Consider the following 18,074-nt stretch of genomic DNA (forward strand, 5'->3'; position numbering starts at 1 on the left):
GGCGGCAGGCTTCTAGGCAGCAAAGTCAATAAAAAACCGGTGCCGACCAACAACGTCGGCACCGGGAGAGGGATGGTTGTTAAGGCAGCGCAGCCACGACAGACAGCTCTACCAGAATTTCGGGCTCGCACAGCTTGGCTTGCACCGTGGCGCGGGCCGGGGCGACGCCTTTAGGCAGCCACTTGTCCCACACCGCGTTCATGCCGGCGAAGTCGGCGTCGATGTCTTTCAGGTAGATCGTCACCGACAGCAACCTGGACTTGTCGGTACCGGCCAAGTCCAGCAAGCGCTCGATATTGACCAGGGTTTCACGGGTCTGCTGCTCAATCCCGGCGCTCATGTCGTCGCCGACCTGCCCTGCCAGGTACACGGTACCGCTGTGGACAACGATCTGGCTCATGCGCTCATTGGTGAGCTGGCGCTGGATTGACATGTTGTGCGGACTCCTGGTGGTTGCCATAACGGGAAATATCGAGACCTGCGGCGCTGATCTGCGGCGTTTTTTTCGCCATCAGGTCGGCCAGCAAGCGACCGGAACCACAGGCCATGGTCCAACCGAGGGTACCGTGGCCTGTGTTCAGGAACAGGTTCTTGAACGGCGTGGCCCCCACAATCGGTGTGCCGTCTGGGGTGGTGGGCCGCAGGCCGGTCCAGAAACTGGCTTGGGCAAGATCGCCGCCCTGAGGATAAAGGTCGTTGACGATCATCTCCAGGGTTTCACGTCGCCGCGGGTTCAGCGACAGGTCAAAACCGGCTATTTCAGCCATGCCACCGACGCGAATGCGGTTGTCGAAACGGGTGATCGCGACTTTGTAGGTCTCATCAAGAATGGTCGAGGTCGGCGCCATTGCCGGGTTAGTGATCGGCACAGTCAGCGAATAACCTTTGAGCGGGTACACCGGCGCCTTGATCCCCAATGGCTTGAGCAGCTTGGGCGAGTAACTGCCGAGGGCCAGTACATAGCGGTCGGCGGTTTCCAGCTTGCCGTCGATCAGCACACCGTTGATACGGTCGCCTGCGTAGTCCAGGCGCTGGATGTCTTGTTCGAAGCGGAATTCCACGCCCAATTGTTTGCACATTTCGGCCAGGCGCGTGGTGAACATCTGGCAATCGCCCGTCTGGTCGTTGGGCAGGCGCAGGGCACCGGCGAGGATATTCGTGACGCTGGCCAGGGCCGGTTCAACCCGGGCAATGCCGGCGCGGTCGAGTAATTCGAACGGCACGCCGGACTCTTTCAGCACGGCGATGTCCTTGGCGGCGCCATCGAGCTGGGCCTGGGTGCGGAACAGTTGGGTAGTCCCGAGGCTGCGGCCTTCGTAGGCAATGCCGGTCTCGGCGCGCAATTCGTCGAGGCAGTCGCGGCTGTATTCGGACAGGCGCACCATGCGCTCCTTGTTCACCGCATAGCGGCTGGCCGTGCAGTTGCGCAGCATCTGCGCCATCCACAGGTATTGGTCGATATCGGCAGTGGCCTTGATCGCCAGCGGCGCGTGGCGCTGAAGCAGCCATTTGATGGCCTTGAGTGGCACACCTGGCGCGGCCCATGGCGAGGCGTAGCCAGGGGACACCTGACCGGCGTTGGCGAAACTGGTTTCCATGGCAGCGGCAGGCTGACGATCAACCACCACAACGTCGAAGCCGGCCCGCGCCAAATAGTAGGCACTGGTCACCCCAATGACGCCGCTACCCAAGACCAGAACGCGCATTTTTATATCCTCATCGCGGGCTTGGCCGCTGACGTGTGTTATTCGAGCAATGATGGGCGCAGTGTAAAAAACAATCGGCAGTGCATTTCACTATATAAATGCCTATATTTGGCGACAATTCTTGGCAAAAACCCTTTTGACAGAGGCGTATCCCCTATGCGTACCAACACCCAGACCAAGCGGGAGCTGGACAAGATCGACCGCAATATCCTGCGCATCCTGCAAACCGACGGGCGCATCTCGTTCACGGAGCTGGGGGAAAAGGTCGGGCTGTCCACCACGCCCTGCACCGAGCGAGTGCGGCGCCTGGAGCGCGAAGGGATCATCATGGGTTACAACGCACGGCTCAATCCCCAGCATTTGAAGGGAAGTTTGCTGGTATTTGTCGAGATCAGCCTGGATTACAAGTCGGGTGACACCTTTGAAGAATTTCGCCGGGCCGTGCTGAAACTGCCCCATGTGCTGGAATGCCACCTGGTGTCGGGTGATTTCGACTACCTGGTGAAAGCACGGATCTCGGAGATGGCTTCGTACCGCAAATTGCTGGGCGATATCCTGCTCAAACTCCCCCATGTGCGCGAATCCAAGAGCTATATCGTGATGGAAGAGGTGAAAGAGAGCCTGAACCTGCCGATCCCTGACTGACCCACTGACACAACACGGTCAACTGTGGGAGCTGGCTTGCCTGCGATAGCGTCGGTTCAGAGGCATAGACGTTAGCTGACCCACCGCTATCGCAGGCAAGCCAGCTCCCACAGTTTTAACCGAGTACATCCGCTAGACCAACACCTGCCGGGTACTCGCCATGTACTCATGAATCTGCTTTTCAACCCGCGGATGAATCAGCTCCACCGGCCGCCGGCCATTGGGGCACGGCAAGGTCTTGGTGGTGCCGAACAGGCGACAGATCAGCGGCCGCTCGTCATACACCGTGCAACCCTTGGGGCCCAGGTGCACGCAGTTCAGCTCGTCCATCGCCGCCTCTTGCTCGGCGGCGGTCTTGCGCGGCAGGCGCGACATTTCCTCGGGCGAGGTGGTCACCGGCCCACAGCAGTCGTGGCAACCGGGGACGCACTCGAACGAAGGAATCTGGCGACGCAGCGCGCTGATTTTCTGACTGTTGCAACTCATCGAAACCCATACCGAACGGCGAATAGACGTGGATTCTGACGCAAAACGCCCCGCGCAGACAGCGTCGTGCGACCACTGTATCCTGCGTCAAATTTTCCAGACAGGGAGGTTCCCCATGACCGCCAGCGCCCGGCACACCGCTTCCTACTACGCCGCCAGCAGCGTGCCGCAACCGGATTACCCGATGCTGACGGGCCAGGTGAACGCCGATGTGTGTGTGATCGGCGGGGGGTTCTCCGGGCTCAACACCGCCCTGGAATTGGCCGAGCGCGGCTTTCGCGTGGTGTTGCTGGAGGCGCGCAAGATCGGTTGGGGCGCCAGCGGGCGCAATGGCGGCCAGTTGATTCGCGGTGTCGGCCACGGGCTGGATCAGTTCACCCAGGTGATCGGCAGCGACGGCGTGCGCCAGATGAAGCTGATGGGCCTGGAAGCCGTGGAGATCGTTCGCGAGCGTGTGGAGCGCTTCCAGATCCCCTGTGACCTGACCTGGGGCTACTGCGACCTGGCCAACAAACCCCGCGACCTGCAGGGCCTGGCCGAGGATGCCGAAGAGCTCCACAGCCTGGGTTACCGCCACGAAGTGCGCCTGCTGCAAGCCAGCGAGATGGGGACCGTAATCGGCTCTGATCGCTATGTAGGCGGCATGATCGATATGGGTTCCGGCCACCTGCACCCGCTGAACCTGGCACTGGGTGAGGCCGCCGCTGCCCAGCAGTTGGGCGTGGCGCTGTACGAGCAATCCCAAGTGACCCGCATCGACTATGGCCCTGAGGTCAAGGTGCATACCGCCCAAGGCACTGTGCGCGCCAAGACCCTGGTACTGGCCTGCAACGCCTACCTGAACGGGCTCAACCCGCAACTGAGCGGCAAGGTGTTGCCCGCCGGCAGCTACATCATTGCCACCGAGCCCTTGAGCGAGGCGCAAGCCACCAGCCTGTTACCGCAGAACATGGCCGTGTGTGACCAGCGCGTGACGGTGGATTACTTCCGCCTGTCCGCCGACCGTCGCCTGTTGTTCGGCGGCGCTTGCCACTACTCCGGTCGAGACCCCAAGGATATCGGCGCCTACATGCGGCCGAAGATGCTGCAGGTATTCCCCCAATTGGCTGACGTGAAAATCGACTACCAATGGGGCGGCATGATCGGCATCGGCGCCAACCGCCTGCCGCAGATTGGCCGCCTGGCCGATCAACCCAACGTGTATTACGCCCAGGCCTATGCCGGCCATGGCCTCAACGCCACGCACCTGGCGGGTAAGCTGTTGGCCGAAGCCATCAGCGGCCAGCAACAGGGGCGCTTCGATCTGTTCGCCCAAGTGCCACACATCACGTTCCCCGGCGGCAAACACCTGCGTTCGCCGTTGCTGGCCCTGGGAATGCTCTGGCACCGCCTCAAAGAACTGCTCTGATCAATCGCGCCAGAAGGGTTTCAAACCCTCATGGCGCGCCTGCTCGGCGGTCAACCCGATGTCGCGTAACTGCTCGCGGCTCAGGTCCAGCAGGGCCTTGCGCGTATGACGACGGCGCCAGAACAGACTCCAGCGGCCAGGCGCAGGGGCAGTGAGCGCCTGCTCCTGCCCTGCTTCCAGTTCCTGACTGCGTAACGCCAGCCGTACATCGCTCATGCCGCTCATTTGACTGCCCCTCATTGGCCTGTTGCCTTGAGTGATCAGCATGCGCGGGCGGCCAAAAGCATTACAGATTCAGTCAACTTTTATTAAATCCATACAGATACTGCCTCTGCGGGGCTGAATCCTGTATTTTCCCCCTATCTGTACTGGTCCCTCGGGAGCGACCACCATGACCCTTTACCTCAACCTCGCCGAATTGCTCGGCACCCGCATTGAACAGGGCTTCTATCGTCCGGGCGATCGACTGCCCTCGGTGCGGGCCTTGAGTGTGGAACATGGGGTAAGCCTGAGCACCGTGCAGCAGGCGTATCGGTTGCTCGAAGACAACGGCCTGGCGATGCCCAAGCCCAAGTCGGGCTATTTTGTTCCGGTGGGCCGTGAACTGCCGGCACTCCCCGAGATAGGCCGCCCGGCCCAACGGCCAGTGGAAATCTCCCAGTGGGACCTGGTGCTGGAACTGATTCGTGCGGTGCCGCGCAAAGACGTGATACAGATGGGCCGGGGTATGCCGGATGTATTGTCGCCCACCTTGAAGCCGCTGCTGCGTAGCCTCGCCCGTGTCAGCCGGCGCCAAGACCTGCCGGGGCTGTATTACGACAATATCCTTGGCTGTATGGAGTTGCGTGAGCAAATCGCCCGGCTGTCATTGGACTCCGGTTGCCAACTGAGCGCCGAAGACATCGTGATCACCACCGGTTGCCACGAAGCCCTCTCCGCCAGCATTCACGCCATTTGTGAGCCCGGCGATATCGTCGCGGTGGATTCGCCCAGCTTCCACGGCGCCATGCAGACCCTCAAGGGCCTGGGCATGAAAGCCCTGGAAATCCCCACCGACCCGCTCACCGGCATCAGCCTGGAGGCCTTGGAACTGGCGCTGGAACAGTGGCCGATCAAAGTTATCCAACTCACCCCAAACTGCAACAACCCCTTGGGCTATATCATGCCGGAAGCCCGTAAGCGCGCCTTGCTGACTCTGGCCCAACGCTTTGACGTGGCGATTATCGAAGACGATGTGTATGGCGAACTGGCCTACAGCTACCCACGCCCGCGCACCATCAAATCCTTCGATGAAGACGGCCGCGTGCTGCTGTGCAGCTCGTTCTCCAAGACGCTGGCGCCCGGCCTGCGCATTGGTTGGGTCGCACCGGGACGCTATCTGGAGCGGGTGCTGCACATGAAATACATCAGCACCGGTTCTACGGCTACACAGCCGCAGATTGCCATTGCCGAATTCCTCAAAGGCGGTCATTTCGAGCCTCATTTACGTAGGATGCGCACCCAATACCAACGTAATCGCGACTTGATGCTTGATTGGGTCAGCCGCTACTTCCCCGCTGGCACGCGCGCCAGCCGGCCCCAGGGCAGCTTTATGCTATGGATCGAGCTGCCGGAGGGCTTCGACACCTTGAAGCTCAACCGCGTGCTGGTGGAACAAGGCGTACAGGTGGCGGTAGGCAGTATCTTCTCCGCCTCCGGCAAGTACCGTAACTGCTTGCGCATGAACTACGCTGCCAAGCCAACGCCGCAGATTGAAGAGGCCGTGCGCAAGGTGGGTGCCGCCGCACGCAAAATGCTGGCCGAAACGGCGGACTGACCTTTCCCGAGTAATTGCCGTCATATGCCACAACCGCCCTGACCTGGAAGCAGTTTCCTTGATGATTCGACGGCTTTTACCGTTTTGCCTGCTGGGCGCCCTGGCCCTGGGCGGCTGCGCCACGGTCGATACACCGCGCATCCCCAGCGATGCCCTGCCGGCGAAGGACTCCTCGTTCGGTCGCTCGATCCAGGCCCAGGCCGCCCCCTACCAAGGGCGCTCGGGCTTCCGGTTGCTGCCCAACAGCAGTGAAGCCTTCATGGCGCGCGCCGAGTTGATCCGCAACGCCCAGACCAGCCTCGACTTGCAGTACTACATCGTGCACGACGGCATCAGCACACGCATGCTTGTGGACGAACTGCTCAAGGCCGCCGACCGCGGGGTGCGCGTACGCATTCTGCTGGACGACACCACTAGCGATGGCCTCGACCAGATCATCGCCACCCTCGCCGCCCATCCCAAGGTGCAGATACGCCTGTTCAACCCGCTGCACCTGGGCCGTAGCACCGGCATCACGCGCGCCATGGGCCGTGTATTCAACCTGTCACTGCAACACCGGCGCATGCATAACAAGCTGTGGCTGGCCGATAACAGCGTGGCCATCGTTGGCGGGCGCAATCTGGGCGACGAGTATTTCGACGCCGAACCGAACCTGAATTTCACCGATATCGACATGCTCAGCGTCGGGCCGGTGGCCGAGCAATTGGGTCACAGCTTCGACCAGTACTGGAACAGTGCCCTGAGCAAGCCTATCGATGACTTCGTCTCGAACAAACCCTCCAAGGTCGACCTCGCGGTCGCCCGCGGGCGCCTTGAAGCCTCACTGGCTCAGTCCCGCCAGCAGAACCACGCGCTGTATAACCGCCTGCGCACTTACCAGACCCAACCTCGCATGGACATCTGGCGCCGCGAGTTGATCTGGGCCTGGAACCAGGCGCTGTGGGACGCACCGAGCAAGGTACTGGCCAAGGCCGACCCCGACCCGCGACTGTTGCTGACCACTCAGCTGGCGCCAGAGCTGGCGGGGGTCAGCCATGAGTTGATCATGATTTCGGCTTACTTCGTGCCGGGCCAACCCGGGCTGGTCTACCTCACAGGGCGTGCCGATGCGGGTGTTTCGGTGCGCCTGCTGACCAACGCCCTCGAAGCCACCGACGTACCGGCCGTGCACGGTGGTTACGCGCCGTATCGCAAAGCGTTGCTGGAGCACGGGGTGAAGCTCTATGAGCTGCGCAGGCAACCCGGCGACCCCAGCGCAAGCAGCGGCCCGCACCTGTTTCGGCATGGCAGCTTGCGCGGCTCGGACTCCAGCCTGCACAGCAAGGCGATGATCTTCGACCGAGAAAAGTCGTTTATCGGCTCATTCAATTTCGACCCGCGCTCAGTGCTGTGGAACACCGAAGTCGGCGTACTGGTGGACAGCCCCGAGCTGGCTGAACACGTGCGCAACCTGGCGCTGGAAGGGATGGCGCCAGCGTTGAGCTATGAGGCCAAACTGCAGGACGGCCAGGTGGTGTGGGTGACAGAAGACAACGGCCAGATACACACTCTGACCCGCGAACCCGGCAGCTGGTGGCGGCGGTTCAATGCCTGGTTCGCCACTCGCGTTGGCCTGGAACGCATGCTCTAAAACCCCTGTAGGAGCTAGCTTGCTCGCGAAAAACGTCAACGATAACGCAGCGCATCTGGTTTAACGCGGCGCCCTCCGGTTTTTCGCGAGCAAGCTCGCTCCTACAATTGGTTGCATTTCGAGGTCAGGCCGGCTGCGTAGCGCCGAAAGCCCCCTGGCGCAGTAACAACACCACCAACCCCAGCGCCCCCGCCGCCATAAGCAGCGCCAGCGCATGCCCACTGATCCACTGGCTGCCCGCCCCCGCCACCAGCGGCCCGATCAGGCAGCCAATGCCCCACAACTGCGCCACGTGAGCGTTGGCACGCACCAACGCATCGTCGCGGTAGCGCTCGCCAATCAAAATCAGCGACAAGGTAAACAAACCGCCGGCACTGGCGCCGAACAGCACCCACACCGGCCAGATCAGCAAGGTGTGCATCAATAACGGCACCGCGAGGCTCGACGCCAGCAACAGCAGCGCACAGGCCAGGAACAGGGTACGTCGTGGCAGGTAGTCGGCCAGCGCGCCAATGGGCAATTGCAGCAACGCATCGCCCACCACCACCGTGCTGACCATCGCCAAGGCAATCTCGGCGGTAAAACCCTGTTGCAGGCAGTACACCGGCAACAACGTCAGAATCATCGCTTCGAAGGCAGCGAACAACGCCACGGCCCAGGCAATCGCCGGCAGGCCCAGGCAAAAGCGCCACAGGTCGCCAAACGTCACGCTGAACGAATCCGCTGTCGGCGCCCCGGTACGTCCCAGCAACAGCAACGGCGCCACCACCAAAAGGCCCGCGCCGACCCAAAAGCCGTAGTCATGGTCGGTGCCAATCAGGCCTAGCAGCAACGGCCCCGACAGCTGGCTCAAGGCATAGCTACAGCCGTAGAGCGCCACCAGCCGGCCACGCCACTGCTCGACCACCAGTTGGTTGATCCAGCTTTCGCCAAGGATGAATACGATGGTCAGGATCACCCCGATCATCAGCCTGAGCACCAGCCACACCGGGTAGCTGGGCAGGATCGCCAGCAAGCCGATGGACACCGCACCGGCCCACAGGCACAGGCGCATCAGGTTGGCAGTGCCGAGCCAGGACGCCATACGGCTGGAGACCTTGGCCCCCAGCAGCACGCCGAACGCCGGCATCGCCGCCATCACGCCAATGGCGAAACTGCCATAACCCCAGCCTTCAAGACGCAGGGATACCAACGGCATGCTGACACCCAGGGCCAGGCCAACACTGAGTACCGAGGCCAGCACGGCGAAATAAGTCGCCCAACGCATTGCCACGCTCCTGTGGATTATTGGTTCGCAGAACGAACTGTAGGAGCGAGCTTGCTCGCGAAAAACGTTAACGATGACGCGTTCATGCTGGATAAACGCGGCGCCTTCAGGTTCTTCGCGAGCAAGCTCGCTCCTACAGGGGGATCAGCAGTGTTGCTTAGAGCTTGATCCAGGTCGCCTTCAGCTCGGTGTACTTATCGAATGCATGCAGCGACTTGTCGCGGCCATTACCCGACTGCTTGAAACCACCGAACGGTGCGGTCATGTCACCGCCGTCGTACTGGTTAACCCACACGCTACCGGCCCGCAGAGCCTTGGCCGTCAGGTGTGCCTTGGAGATATCCGCCGTCCACACCGCCGCAGCCAGGCCGTATTGGGTGTCGTTGGCGATGGCGATGGCCTCTTCGGCGCTGTCGAAGGTGATTACCGACAGGACCGGGCCAAAGATCTCTTCCTGGGCGATCTTCATGGCATTGGTCACGCCGTCGAAAATCGTCGGCTCGACGTAGGTGCCGCCAGACGCTTCCAGGGTGCGCTTGCCACCCGCGACCAGCTTGGCGCCATCGGCGTGGCCAGCTTCAATGTACGAAAGCACGGTGTTCATCTGCTGCGTATCCACCAATGCACCCACAGTGGTGGCTGGGTCCAGCGGGTTGCCTGGCTTCCAGCCCTTGAGGGCCTCGATCACCAGCGGCAGGAAGGTGTCTTTGATCGAACGCTCGACCAGCAGGCGCGAGCCGGCAGTGCAGACTTCGCCCTGGTTGAAGGCAATGGCACTGGCGGCGGATTCGGCGGCCGCTTGCAGGTTCGGCGCATCGGCAAACACGATGTTCGGGCTCTTGCCACCGGCTTCCAGCCAGACACGCTTCATGTTCGATTCGCCGGAGCGGATCAACAGTTGCTTGGCGATCTTGGTCGAGCCCGTGAACACCAGGGTATCGACGTCCATGTGCACCGCCAGCGCATTACCCACGGTGTGGCCATAGCCAGGCAGCACGTTGAACACGCCTTTTGGAATACCAGCCTCTACGGCCAGCGCGGCGATGCGGATGGCGGTGAGCGGGGATTTTTCGGACGGCTTAAGGATGACAGAGTTACCGGTGGACAGCGCCGGGCCGAGTTTCCAGCAGGCCATCATCAGCGGGAAGTTCCACGGCACGATGGCGCCAACGACACCCACGGGCTCGCGGGTCACCAGGCCCAGTTGATCGTGGGGCGTGGCGGCGACTTCGTCGTAGATCTTGTCGATCGCCTCGCCGCTCCAGCTCAGGGCTTGGGCCGCGCCGGGGACATCGATGTTCAGGGAATCGCTGATCGGCTTGCCCATGTCCAGGGTTTCGAGCAGCGCCAGCTCTTGGGCGTTAGCCTTGAGCAGCGCCGCGAAACGGATCATGACGGACTTGCGCTTGGCCGGCGCCAGGCGCGACCACACGCCGGAATTGAAGGTGGCACGCGCATTTTCCACGGCGCGCTGGGCATCGCTGGCATCACAGCTGGCGACAGTGGCCAGCAAGCGCCCATCCACCGGGCTGATGCATTCGAAGGTGTCACCAGAAACGGCGGCGGTATATTCGCCATTGATATAGGCGCGGCCTTCGATCTTCAGAGCCTTGGCGCGTTGTTCCCAGTCGGCACGGGTCAGGGTGGTCATGCGAGTGTCCTCCTCTTATTGAATACAAGGGCCTGGGAGGTTTATCCCGGCGCCATCACGAATGCTTGCCCGACCAGCCTGCTGTTCGGCTCAAGGCAGCTGCCACCCTAAACCAGCGGCTGGGGATGTTTCAATATATTTGACATAACGGTGGCAAACGCCCTTGCGATGTTCATTTTAATAAACATAGACTTTGGGCTCTCCAACCGCAGGCCAGACGGGAAATGCACATGAGCATCCAGGACATCGTCGATTTCAGCCAAGCCAACACCGCCCCCGAACGCTACCGCCCTGCCACCGAGAAAATCCTCAAGGGCGATCCCGAGCAGACACTCTACAACCACTACAACAGCCCATGCGGCCAGATGAACGCCGGCGTCTGGGAAGGTGAAGTGGGCCAGTGGAAGGTCAACTACACCGAGCATGAGTACTGCGAGATCGTGCAAGGCGTGTCGGTGTTGCGTGATGCCGAGGGGAATGCCAAGACCCTGCGGGCCGGCGACCGCTTTGTGATCCCTGCCGGTTTCAGCGGTACCTGGGAAGTGCTGGAAGCGTGCCGCAAGATCTACGTGGTGTTTGAAGAGAAAGCCTGATCATTGATTGATCGACAACGGGACGCTGAGCGTCCGAGACGGCATTCCCACGCAGAGCGTGGGAACGATCAGGCAAAAAAAAGCCCGCATCGTGAGATACGGGCTTTTTTTCACAAGGAGGAAAATCAATTACTTGATTTTGCCTTCTTTGTAGATCACGTGCTTGCGAACGCGCGGGTCGAACATTTTCTTTTCGAGCTTGTCCGGGGTAGTACGCTTGTTCTTGTCGGTAGTGTAGAAGTGACCAGTACCGGCGCTAGAGATCATTCGAATCAATTCACGCATGATAGAGCTCCTTAGATCTTGCCAGCGGCGCGGATTTCGGCCAGCACGACAGTGATGCCACGCTTGTCGATAATACGCATGCCTTTAGCAGATACACGCAGGCGAACAAAACGTTTCTCTTCTTCAACCCAGAAGCGGTGATGCTGCAGGTTCGGCAGGAAACGACGACGGGTTTTGTTATTTGCGTGGGAAATGTTATTCCCAGTCACCGGACCCTTACCGGTAACTTGACAGACTCTCGACATGCCTCAGCCCTCTAAAACCACATGCCCAACCCGGCATGGGTTGGCCGCTTAATCTCTCAGTCATTTGGCGCCAGGCGCCGCGTTTCTTTAGGGTCTTACCGGCTACACCTACAGTGAAGGAACCGGGCCCCTAGAAAAGAGCGCTGCTTTATACCAGAAAGACCCCAGTGCAACAACAACCTGTGTATTTTTAGCAGCGATAATCTTGGCCACAAGTGCCTGAACCGCTGCCAGGAGGGGCCGCTGTAACAGCCGACCGCTCGTCGCACAGAATGATTTACAACGCCTGCGGTCACAGGGAAGTGCACGGCGAAACACGCTGAGGCGCCATCAAAACAGCATTTGGGCCAAAAGCACAGGCAAAAATGGGCTAGTCATTTATCAATCAGACCTCTACGGTAGGCTTTTTCCAGACTGCACTCGCAGATGGGCCTTCGATCTGCACAGGAAACCGAATATGCGCCTCGCTGCCCTACCGCTATTGCTTGCCCCTCTCTTTATTGCGCCGATGGCCGTTGCGGCCACCAACTTGAGCGTATGCACCGAGGCCAGCCCCGAAGGGTTCGATGTGGTGCAGTACAACTCACTGACCACCACCAACGCCTCGGCCGACGTGCTGATGAACCGTTTGGTGGAATTCGACGCGGCCAGTGGCAAGTTGGTACCGAGCCTTGCAGACAGCTGGGAAGTGTCGCCCGATGGGCTCACGTACACCTTCAAACTGCACCCCGATGTGAAATTCCATCGCACCAGCTATTTCAGCCCAAGCCGCACCCTGACCGCCGAAGACGTACGCTTCAGCTTCGAGCGCATGCTCGACCCGGCCAACCCGTGGCACAAGATCGCCCAGAGCGGCTTTCCTCACGCCCAATCCCTGCAATTGCCCACACTGGTCAAGAAAATCGACGCCCTTGACCCACTGACCGTGCGCTTCACCCTCGACCATGCCGATTCCACCTTCCTACCCGCACTGAGCATGGGCTTTGCCTCGATCTATCCGGCTGAATATGCCGATAAATTGCTCAAGGCAGGCACACCCGAAAAGCTCAACAGCCAGCCCATCGGCACCGGCCCGTTTGTGTTCGTGCGCTTCCAGAAAGATGCCGTGGTGCGTTACAAGGCCAACCCGGACTACTTCGCCGGCAAACCGGCGGTGGATAACCTGATTTTTGCCATCACCCCGGATGCCAACGTACGCCTGCAGAAGCTGCACCGCGATGAATGCCAGATCGCCCTGTCACCCAAGCCCCTGGATGTGGGCGAGGCCGAAAAGGACCCGGCACTGAAGGTGGAAAAAACCGCCGCCTTCATGACCGCATTCGTCGCCATCAACAGCCAGCACCCGCCGCTGGACAAGCCCGAAGTACGCCAGGCGATTAACCTGGCCTTTGATAAGGGCAGCTACCTCAAGGCCGTGTTCGAAGGCACCGCCGAAGCGGCCAACGGTGTCTACCCGCCGAACACCTGGAGCTATGCCAAAGAGTTGCCAGGCTACCCGCAGGACCTCGCCAAAGCCAAGGCGCTGCTGGGCCGCGCCGGGCTCAAGGACGGCTTCAAGACCACGATATGGACCCGCCCGACCGGCAGCCTGCTGAACCCCAACCCGAACCTCGGCGCCCAGTTGTTGCAGGCCGACTTGGCCAAGGTTGGCATCCAGGCCGAGATTCGCGTGATCGAATGGGGCGAGTTGATCCGCCGCGCCAAGGCCGGCGAGCACGACTTGCTGTTCATGGGCTGGGCCGGGGACAACGGCGACCCGGATAACTTCCTGACGCCGCAGTTCTCCTGCGCCGCGGTGAAGTCCGGCACCAACTTTGCCCGCTATTGCGACCCCACCCTGGATAAGTTGATCAGTGCAGGCAAGACCACCAGCGAGCAAGGTGTGCGCAGCAAGCTGTATCAGCAGGCCCAGGCGCAGATCCAGCAACAGGCGCTGTGGCTGCCACTGGCGCATCCGACGGCGTTTGCCTTGACCCGCAAGAACATCGAGGGGTACCAGGTAAGCCCGTTCGGGCGCCAGGACTATTCGAAGGTCAGCCTCAAGCCCTAAGGCACACGCCCCCACCTGTAGGAGCGAGCTTGCTCGCGAAAATCGTCAACGATGACGCGGACAACCTGATGCCCTGCGGGGCTCTCAGGTTTTTCGCGAGCAAGCTCGCTCCTACAGAAGCAGGGCCATTACAGCCAACCGTATTCAGCCATCGACAGCGGGTCACCATCGCCCACGATGATGTGGTCCAGCACCCGCACATCCACCACGTCCAGCGCCTTTTGCAGCAGCTTGGTCAATTTTCGATCAGCCGCACTGGGCTCCGCGCTCCCCGACGGATGGTTATGACACAGGATCAACGCTGCCGCGTTGTACGCCAAGGCGCGCTTGACCACCTGTCGCGGATAGACAATCGCAGCGTCGATGGTGCCCTGGGACATGATCTCGAACCCCAGCACCCGATGCTTGGAATCCAGGAACAGGCAACCGAAGATCTCATGGGGCTCATGGCGCAGCATTGCCTTGAGGTACTCGCGCACGGCCAGCGGGCTTTCCAGCACCGAGTCAGCCCGCAAGCGCTCAGCCAGGTGGCGCCGGGACATTTCCAGCACCGCCTGCAGTTGGGCGAACTTCGCCGGCCCCAGCCCCAGATGCTGGCTGAACAGCGTCTGGCTGGCCTCCAGTAACGGGCGCAGGCCACCGAATTGCGCCAACAGATGGCGCGCCAGATCCACCGCACTTCGGCCGGCAACCCCCGTACGCAGGAAAATCGCCAACAACTCGGCATCGGACAGGCTAGCTGCGCCGCCTTCCAATAACTTCTCCCGCGGACGTTCCGCCACGGGCCAATCACGAATACTCATCCCACCTCCCTGTATCTGCTCCGCTGTTGCCCGGCGGGCGCTGTGTTATCGTAGGGCCCTCTTTTTTGCCTGCGATTTCACCTGGGGAGGGGTCATCGCAGGCGTCACTGAACTGGCATCACTGAACTGGAAAGGCAAACCAATGCAGCGTCTGTATCGGAAACGCATCGTTCTCGGCGTCGGCGGCGGCATTGCCGCCTACAAGAGCGCAGAGTTGGTTCGCAGGCTCCTGGACCAGGGCGCCGAAGTGCGCGTGGTCATGACCCGTGGCGGCAGTGAGTTCATCACCCCGCTGACCATGCAGGCCCTGTCCGGCCACCCGGTTCACCTCGACCTGCTGGACCCGGCAGCAGAAGCCGCCATGGGCCATATCGAACTGGCCAAATGGGCCGACCTGGTGCTGATCGCCCCGGCCACCGCCGACCTGATCGCCCGCTTGGCCCAGGGCATTGCCGATGACCTGCTCACCACCCTGGTATTGGCCACCGACGCCACCGTCGCTATCGCACCGGCCATGAACCAGGCCATGTGGCGCGACCCGGCCACCCAGGCCAATACCCAACTCCTGCAAACCCGCGGCCTCAAGGTGTTCGGCCCGGCGTCCGGCAGCCAAGCCTGCGGCGACGTGGGCCTGGGCCGCATGCTTGAAGCCACGGACCTCGCGCAATGCGCCGCCGAGTGCTTCCAGCACCTGGCCCTGACCGGCAAGCACGTGCTGATCACCGCTGGCCCAACCCAGGAAAACATCGACCCGGTGCGCTACATCACCAACCATAGCTCAGGAAAAATGGGCTTTGCGTTGGCAGAAGCCGCGGTCGAGGCAGGCGCACGGGTCACACTGATCACAGGTCCTGTGCATCTGCCCACCCCTGATCGCGTCACGCGGATCGACGTAGTCAGCGCCCGGGACATGTTGGCGGCCTGCGAAGCCGCCATTCCCTGCGACCTGTTTATCGCCTCGGCAGCGGTTGCGGATTACCGCCCGGAGGTCGTGGCCCCGCAGAAGCTGAAGAAAGACCCTACGAGCGGCGACGGCCTGCTCCTGCAAATGGTGCGTAACCCGGACATCCTGGCCACCATCGCTACCCGTCCGGACCGTCCGTTCAGCGTCGGCTTCGCTGCCGAGACCGAGCACCTGCTGGACTACGCCGCACGCAAACTGAAAGACAAAAACCTCGACCTGATCGTTGCCAATGATGTCGCCAACCCGAGCATCGGCTTCAACAGCGAGGAAAATGCGTGCAGCGTGATCGACCGCGAACTGCACGCCACCCTTTTCGCACAGACCAGCAAGGGCAAGATTGCCCGCCAACTGATCTCTTTTATCGCCCAACGGCTGAACCAGGTTTAATGTCCATGCACGCTTTGCAAGCCAAGATCCTCGACCCACGCCTCGGCAACGAATTCCCTCTGCCGACCTACGCCACACCGGGCTCCGCCGGCCTGGACCTGCGCGCCATGCTCAAGGAGGACACCCTCCTTGAGCCGGGCCAGACCATCCTGATCCCCACTGGCCTGTCGATCTATGTCGGCGATCCTGGCTTGGCGGCGCTGATCCTGCCGCGCTCCGGCCTGGGTCACAAACATGGCATCGTGCTCGGCAACCTGGTCGGCCTGATCGACTCCGACTACCAGGGCGAGTTGATGGTGTCGTGCTGGAACCGTGGCCAGACTGCTTTCAACATCGCCGTCGGCGAGCGCATCGCCCAACTGGTACTGGTGCCGGTGGTGCAGGCGCATTTCGAATTGGTGCAGGAATTCGACGAAACCCAACGCGGCGCAGGTGGTTTTGGGCATTCCGGCAGTCACTGACTAAGCTGAACGTGGCCGGATGCAATCGTCCGGCCACGCGCCACCGCCCGGCTTTTCAGGATGAAGAATGCGCGGAAATAATCATCGAGATTTCTCTAATGAAATCAAAGGACTACGTAAAAATAATGCTAGCGCCAAAGCGCCGATGGCATTTTTACACCACGAACTCTCTGCCGAAAACGCCGTCATACCCTTCAGTTTGAGCCTGCCGGCCAGCCACATCAGGCCTGCCTTGCCCCCTTTCAGATGGAGTTTCCCCCGCGATGAGTACCGCAGCCCGCGTAGCCCCGACCTTTCCCGACAGCATTTTTCGCGCCTATGACATCCGTGGTGTGGTCCCCAAGACCCTGACCGCCGAAACCGCCTACTGGATCGGCCGCGCCATCGGCTCCCAGAGCCTGGCCCAGGGCGAACCCAACGTCTCGGTAGGCCGTGACGGCCGCTTGTCTGGCCCGGAGCTGGTCGAGCAACTGATCCAGGGCCTGGCTGACAGCGGCTGCCACGTCAGCGACGTCGGCCTGGTGCCAACCCCCGCGCTGTACTACGCCGCCAACGTACTGGCCGGCAAATCCGGGGTCATGCTCACCGGCAGCCACAACCCGTCGGACTACAACGGCTTCAAGATCGTCATCGCTGGCGACACCCTGGCCAATGAACAGATCCAGGCCCTGCACACCCGCCTGAAGACCAACGACTTGACCCGCGGCACCGGCAGCATCACCAAGGTCGATATCCTCCAGCGCTACTCCGATGAAATCACCCGTGACGTTAAGCTCGCCCGCCGCTTGAAAGTCGTGGTGGACTGCGGCAACGGCGCAGCGGGCGTGATTGCCCCGCAACTGCTCGAAGCCCTGAACTGCGAAGTAATCCCCCTGTTCTGCGAAGTGGACGGCAACTTCCCCAACCATCACCCGGATCCAGGCAAGCCGGAAAACCTGGTGGACCTGATTGCCAAGGTCAAGGAAGTAGGCGCCGACGTGGGCCTGGCCTTCGATGGCGACGGCGACCGTGTGGGCGTTGTGACCGAAACCGGTGAGATCGTGTTCCCGGACCGCCTGTTGATGCTGTTTGCCCGCGACGTGGTTGCGCGCAATGCCAACGCCGAGATCATCTTCGACGTGAAATGCACTCGTCGCCTGACGCCATTGATCAAGGAATATGGTGGTCGCCCGCTAATGTGGAAGACTGGTCACTCGTTGATCAAAAAGAAAATGAAGGAAACCGGCGCGCTGTTGGCCGGCGAAATGAGCGGCCACGTGTTCTTCAAGGAGCGCTGGTTCGGGTTTGACGATGGCATTTACAGCGCCGCTCGCCTGCTGGAGATCCTCAGCAAGGAGAAATCCACGGCCGAAGAGCTGTTTCAGACCTTCCCGAATGATATTTCTACGCCAGAGATCAATATCCATGTGACCGAGGAGAGCAAATTCAGCATCATTGACGCATTGCACGATGCGCAATGGGGTGAAGGCGCCAACCTGACCACCATTGATGGTGTGCGAGTCGATTACGCCAAAGGCTGGGGCCTGGTTCGCGCGTCCAACACCACACCGGTGCTGGTCCTGCGTTTCGAGGCGGATACCGAGGCTGAGTTGCAGCGCATCAAGGACGTGTTCCACGCCCAGTTGAAACGTGTTGCCCCTGATCTCCAATTACCGTTCTGATTTTTTGCCCGGAGCC

17 protein-coding genes and 1 pseudogene are annotated in these 18,074 nt (G+C 61.1%); 9 read left to right on the forward strand and 9 right to left on the reverse strand.

Annotated elements, in window-relative coordinates:
* Positions 1-79 precede the first annotated feature (79 nt).
* Both ODQ19_RS03225 and dadA read right to left on the reverse strand, forming a co-directional pair.
* Positions 80-433 (reverse strand): RidA family protein, encoded by a 354-nt coding sequence (locus ODQ19_RS03225; RefSeq protein ID WP_014720472.1) that lies wholly within the window; start codon positions 431-433, stop codon positions 80-82.
* Positions 405-1,706: a D-amino acid dehydrogenase gene (dadA, locus tag ODQ19_RS03230; RefSeq protein ID WP_116668554.1), complete on the reverse strand. Its 1,302-nt coding sequence runs from the start codon at positions 1,704-1,706 to the stop codon at positions 405-407. Before dadA ends, ODQ19_RS03225 begins: the two co-directional genes overlap by 29 nt.
* A 156-nt stretch (positions 1,707-1,862) precedes the next feature.
* On the opposite strand from dadA, the gene ODQ19_RS03235 reads away from it, so the two are divergent.
* On the forward strand, positions 1,863-2,351 hold the full coding sequence (locus ODQ19_RS03235) for an Lrp/AsnC ligand binding domain-containing protein (protein WP_003176896.1): 489 nt from the start codon (positions 1,863-1,865) through the stop codon (positions 2,349-2,351).
* 132 nt (positions 2,352-2,483) lie between these two features.
* Here ODQ19_RS03235 and ODQ19_RS03240 read toward each other — a convergent pair whose 3' ends face one another.
* Positions 2,484-2,837 carry a YkgJ family cysteine cluster protein gene (locus ODQ19_RS03240; protein ID WP_003195461.1) on the reverse strand — a complete coding sequence of 118 codons (354 nt, stop codon included), beginning with the start codon at positions 2,835-2,837 and terminating at the stop codon, positions 2,484-2,486.
* Positions 2,838-2,952: 115 nt separating this feature from the next.
* Here ODQ19_RS03240 and ODQ19_RS03245 point away from each other — a divergent pair, with 115 nt between their 5' ends.
* Positions 2,953-4,245 (forward strand): NAD(P)/FAD-dependent oxidoreductase, encoded by a 1,293-nt coding sequence (locus tag ODQ19_RS03245; protein WP_330209321.1) that lies wholly within the window; start codon positions 2,953-2,955, stop codon positions 4,243-4,245.
* On the opposite strand, the gene ODQ19_RS03250 is transcribed toward ODQ19_RS03245, so the two are convergent.
* Positions 4,246-4,470: a DUF1127 domain-containing protein gene (locus ODQ19_RS03250; protein WP_330209434.1), complete on the reverse strand. Its 225-nt coding sequence runs from the start codon at positions 4,468-4,470 to the stop codon at positions 4,246-4,248.
* A 166-nt stretch (positions 4,471-4,636) separates the two neighbouring features.
* On the opposite strand from ODQ19_RS03250, the gene ODQ19_RS03255 reads away from it, so the two are divergent.
* Positions 4,637-6,061, forward strand: coding sequence for an aminotransferase-like domain-containing protein (locus ODQ19_RS03255; RefSeq protein ID WP_116668551.1), 1,425 nt, complete (start codon positions 4,637-4,639; stop codon positions 6,059-6,061).
* A 61-nt stretch (positions 6,062-6,122) separates the two neighbouring features.
* Entirely contained in the window at positions 6,123-7,691 is a 1,569-nt protein-coding gene (locus ODQ19_RS03260) for a phospholipase D family protein (protein WP_330209322.1), read from the forward strand.
* A 124-nt stretch (positions 7,692-7,815) separates the two neighbouring features.
* Here ODQ19_RS03260 and ODQ19_RS03265 read toward each other — a convergent pair whose 3' ends face one another.
* Together ODQ19_RS03265 and ODQ19_RS03270 are read right to left on the reverse strand one after the other, a co-directional pair.
* Positions 7,816-8,958, reverse strand: coding sequence for an MFS transporter (locus ODQ19_RS03265; RefSeq protein ID WP_116668549.1), 1,143 nt, complete (start codon positions 8,956-8,958; stop codon positions 7,816-7,818).
* Positions 8,959-9,115: 157 nt separating this feature from the next.
* Positions 9,116-10,609: an aldehyde dehydrogenase gene (locus ODQ19_RS03270; RefSeq protein ID WP_330209323.1), complete on the reverse strand. Its 1,494-nt coding sequence runs from the start codon at positions 10,607-10,609 to the stop codon at positions 9,116-9,118.
* A gap of 230 nt (positions 10,610-10,839) precedes the next feature.
* Between ODQ19_RS03270 and ODQ19_RS03275 the strand changes: the two genes are divergently transcribed.
* Positions 10,840-11,202, forward strand: a complete 363-nt coding sequence (locus ODQ19_RS03275; RefSeq protein WP_330209324.1) for a cupin domain-containing protein — start codon at positions 10,840-10,842, stop codon at positions 11,200-11,202.
* 129 nt (positions 11,203-11,331) lie between these two features.
* On the opposite strand, the gene rpmG is transcribed toward ODQ19_RS03275, so the two are convergent.
* Entirely contained in the window at positions 11,332-11,487 is a 156-nt protein-coding gene (gene rpmG, locus ODQ19_RS03280) for a 50S ribosomal protein L33 (protein WP_003176906.1), read from the reverse strand.
* 11 nt (positions 11,488-11,498) lie between these two features.
* Positions 11,499-11,732, reverse strand: coding sequence for a 50S ribosomal protein L28 (gene rpmB, locus ODQ19_RS03285; RefSeq protein ID WP_003176907.1), 234 nt, complete (start codon positions 11,730-11,732; stop codon positions 11,499-11,501).
* A gap of 457 nt (positions 11,733-12,189) precedes the next feature.
* Between rpmB and ODQ19_RS03290 the strand changes: the two genes are divergently transcribed.
* Positions 12,190-13,782, forward strand: coding sequence for an ABC transporter substrate-binding protein (locus ODQ19_RS03290; protein WP_003195476.1), 1,593 nt, complete (start codon positions 12,190-12,192; stop codon positions 13,780-13,782).
* Between the two features lie 128 nt (positions 13,783-13,910).
* On the opposite strand, the gene radC is transcribed toward ODQ19_RS03290, so the two are convergent.
* Positions 13,911-14,585, reverse strand: a complete 675-nt coding sequence (gene radC / locus ODQ19_RS03300; RefSeq protein ID WP_116668546.1) for a RadC family protein — start codon at positions 14,583-14,585, stop codon at positions 13,911-13,913.
* A 142-nt stretch (positions 14,586-14,727) separates the two neighbouring features.
* On the opposite strand from radC, the gene coaBC reads away from it, so the two are divergent.
* The 3 genes and pseudogenes from coaBC to ODQ19_RS03315 form a co-directional block, all read left to right on the forward strand.
* A complete protein-coding gene (gene coaBC / locus ODQ19_RS03305) occupies positions 14,728-15,936 on the forward strand; it encodes a bifunctional phosphopantothenoylcysteine decarboxylase/phosphopantothenate--cysteine ligase CoaBC (RefSeq protein ID WP_003195481.1) in 1,209 nt (402 codons plus the stop codon).
* A gap of 5 nt (positions 15,937-15,941) precedes the next feature.
* Positions 15,942-16,397: a dUTP diphosphatase gene (dut, locus tag ODQ19_RS03310; protein ID WP_116668567.1), complete on the forward strand. Its 456-nt coding sequence runs from the start codon at positions 15,942-15,944 to the stop codon at positions 16,395-16,397.
* A gap of 254 nt (positions 16,398-16,651) precedes the next feature.
* Positions 16,652-18,058: pseudogene (locus ODQ19_RS03315) on the forward strand (phosphomannomutase/phosphoglucomutase); the annotation flags it as partial.
* Positions 18,059-18,074: the final 16 nt, after the last annotated feature.

The organism is Pseudomonas sp. AM4(2022) (assembly GCF_036346515.1).
GTDB lineage: Bacteria > Pseudomonadota > Gammaproteobacteria > Pseudomonadales > Pseudomonadaceae > Aquipseudomonas > Aquipseudomonas paracarnis.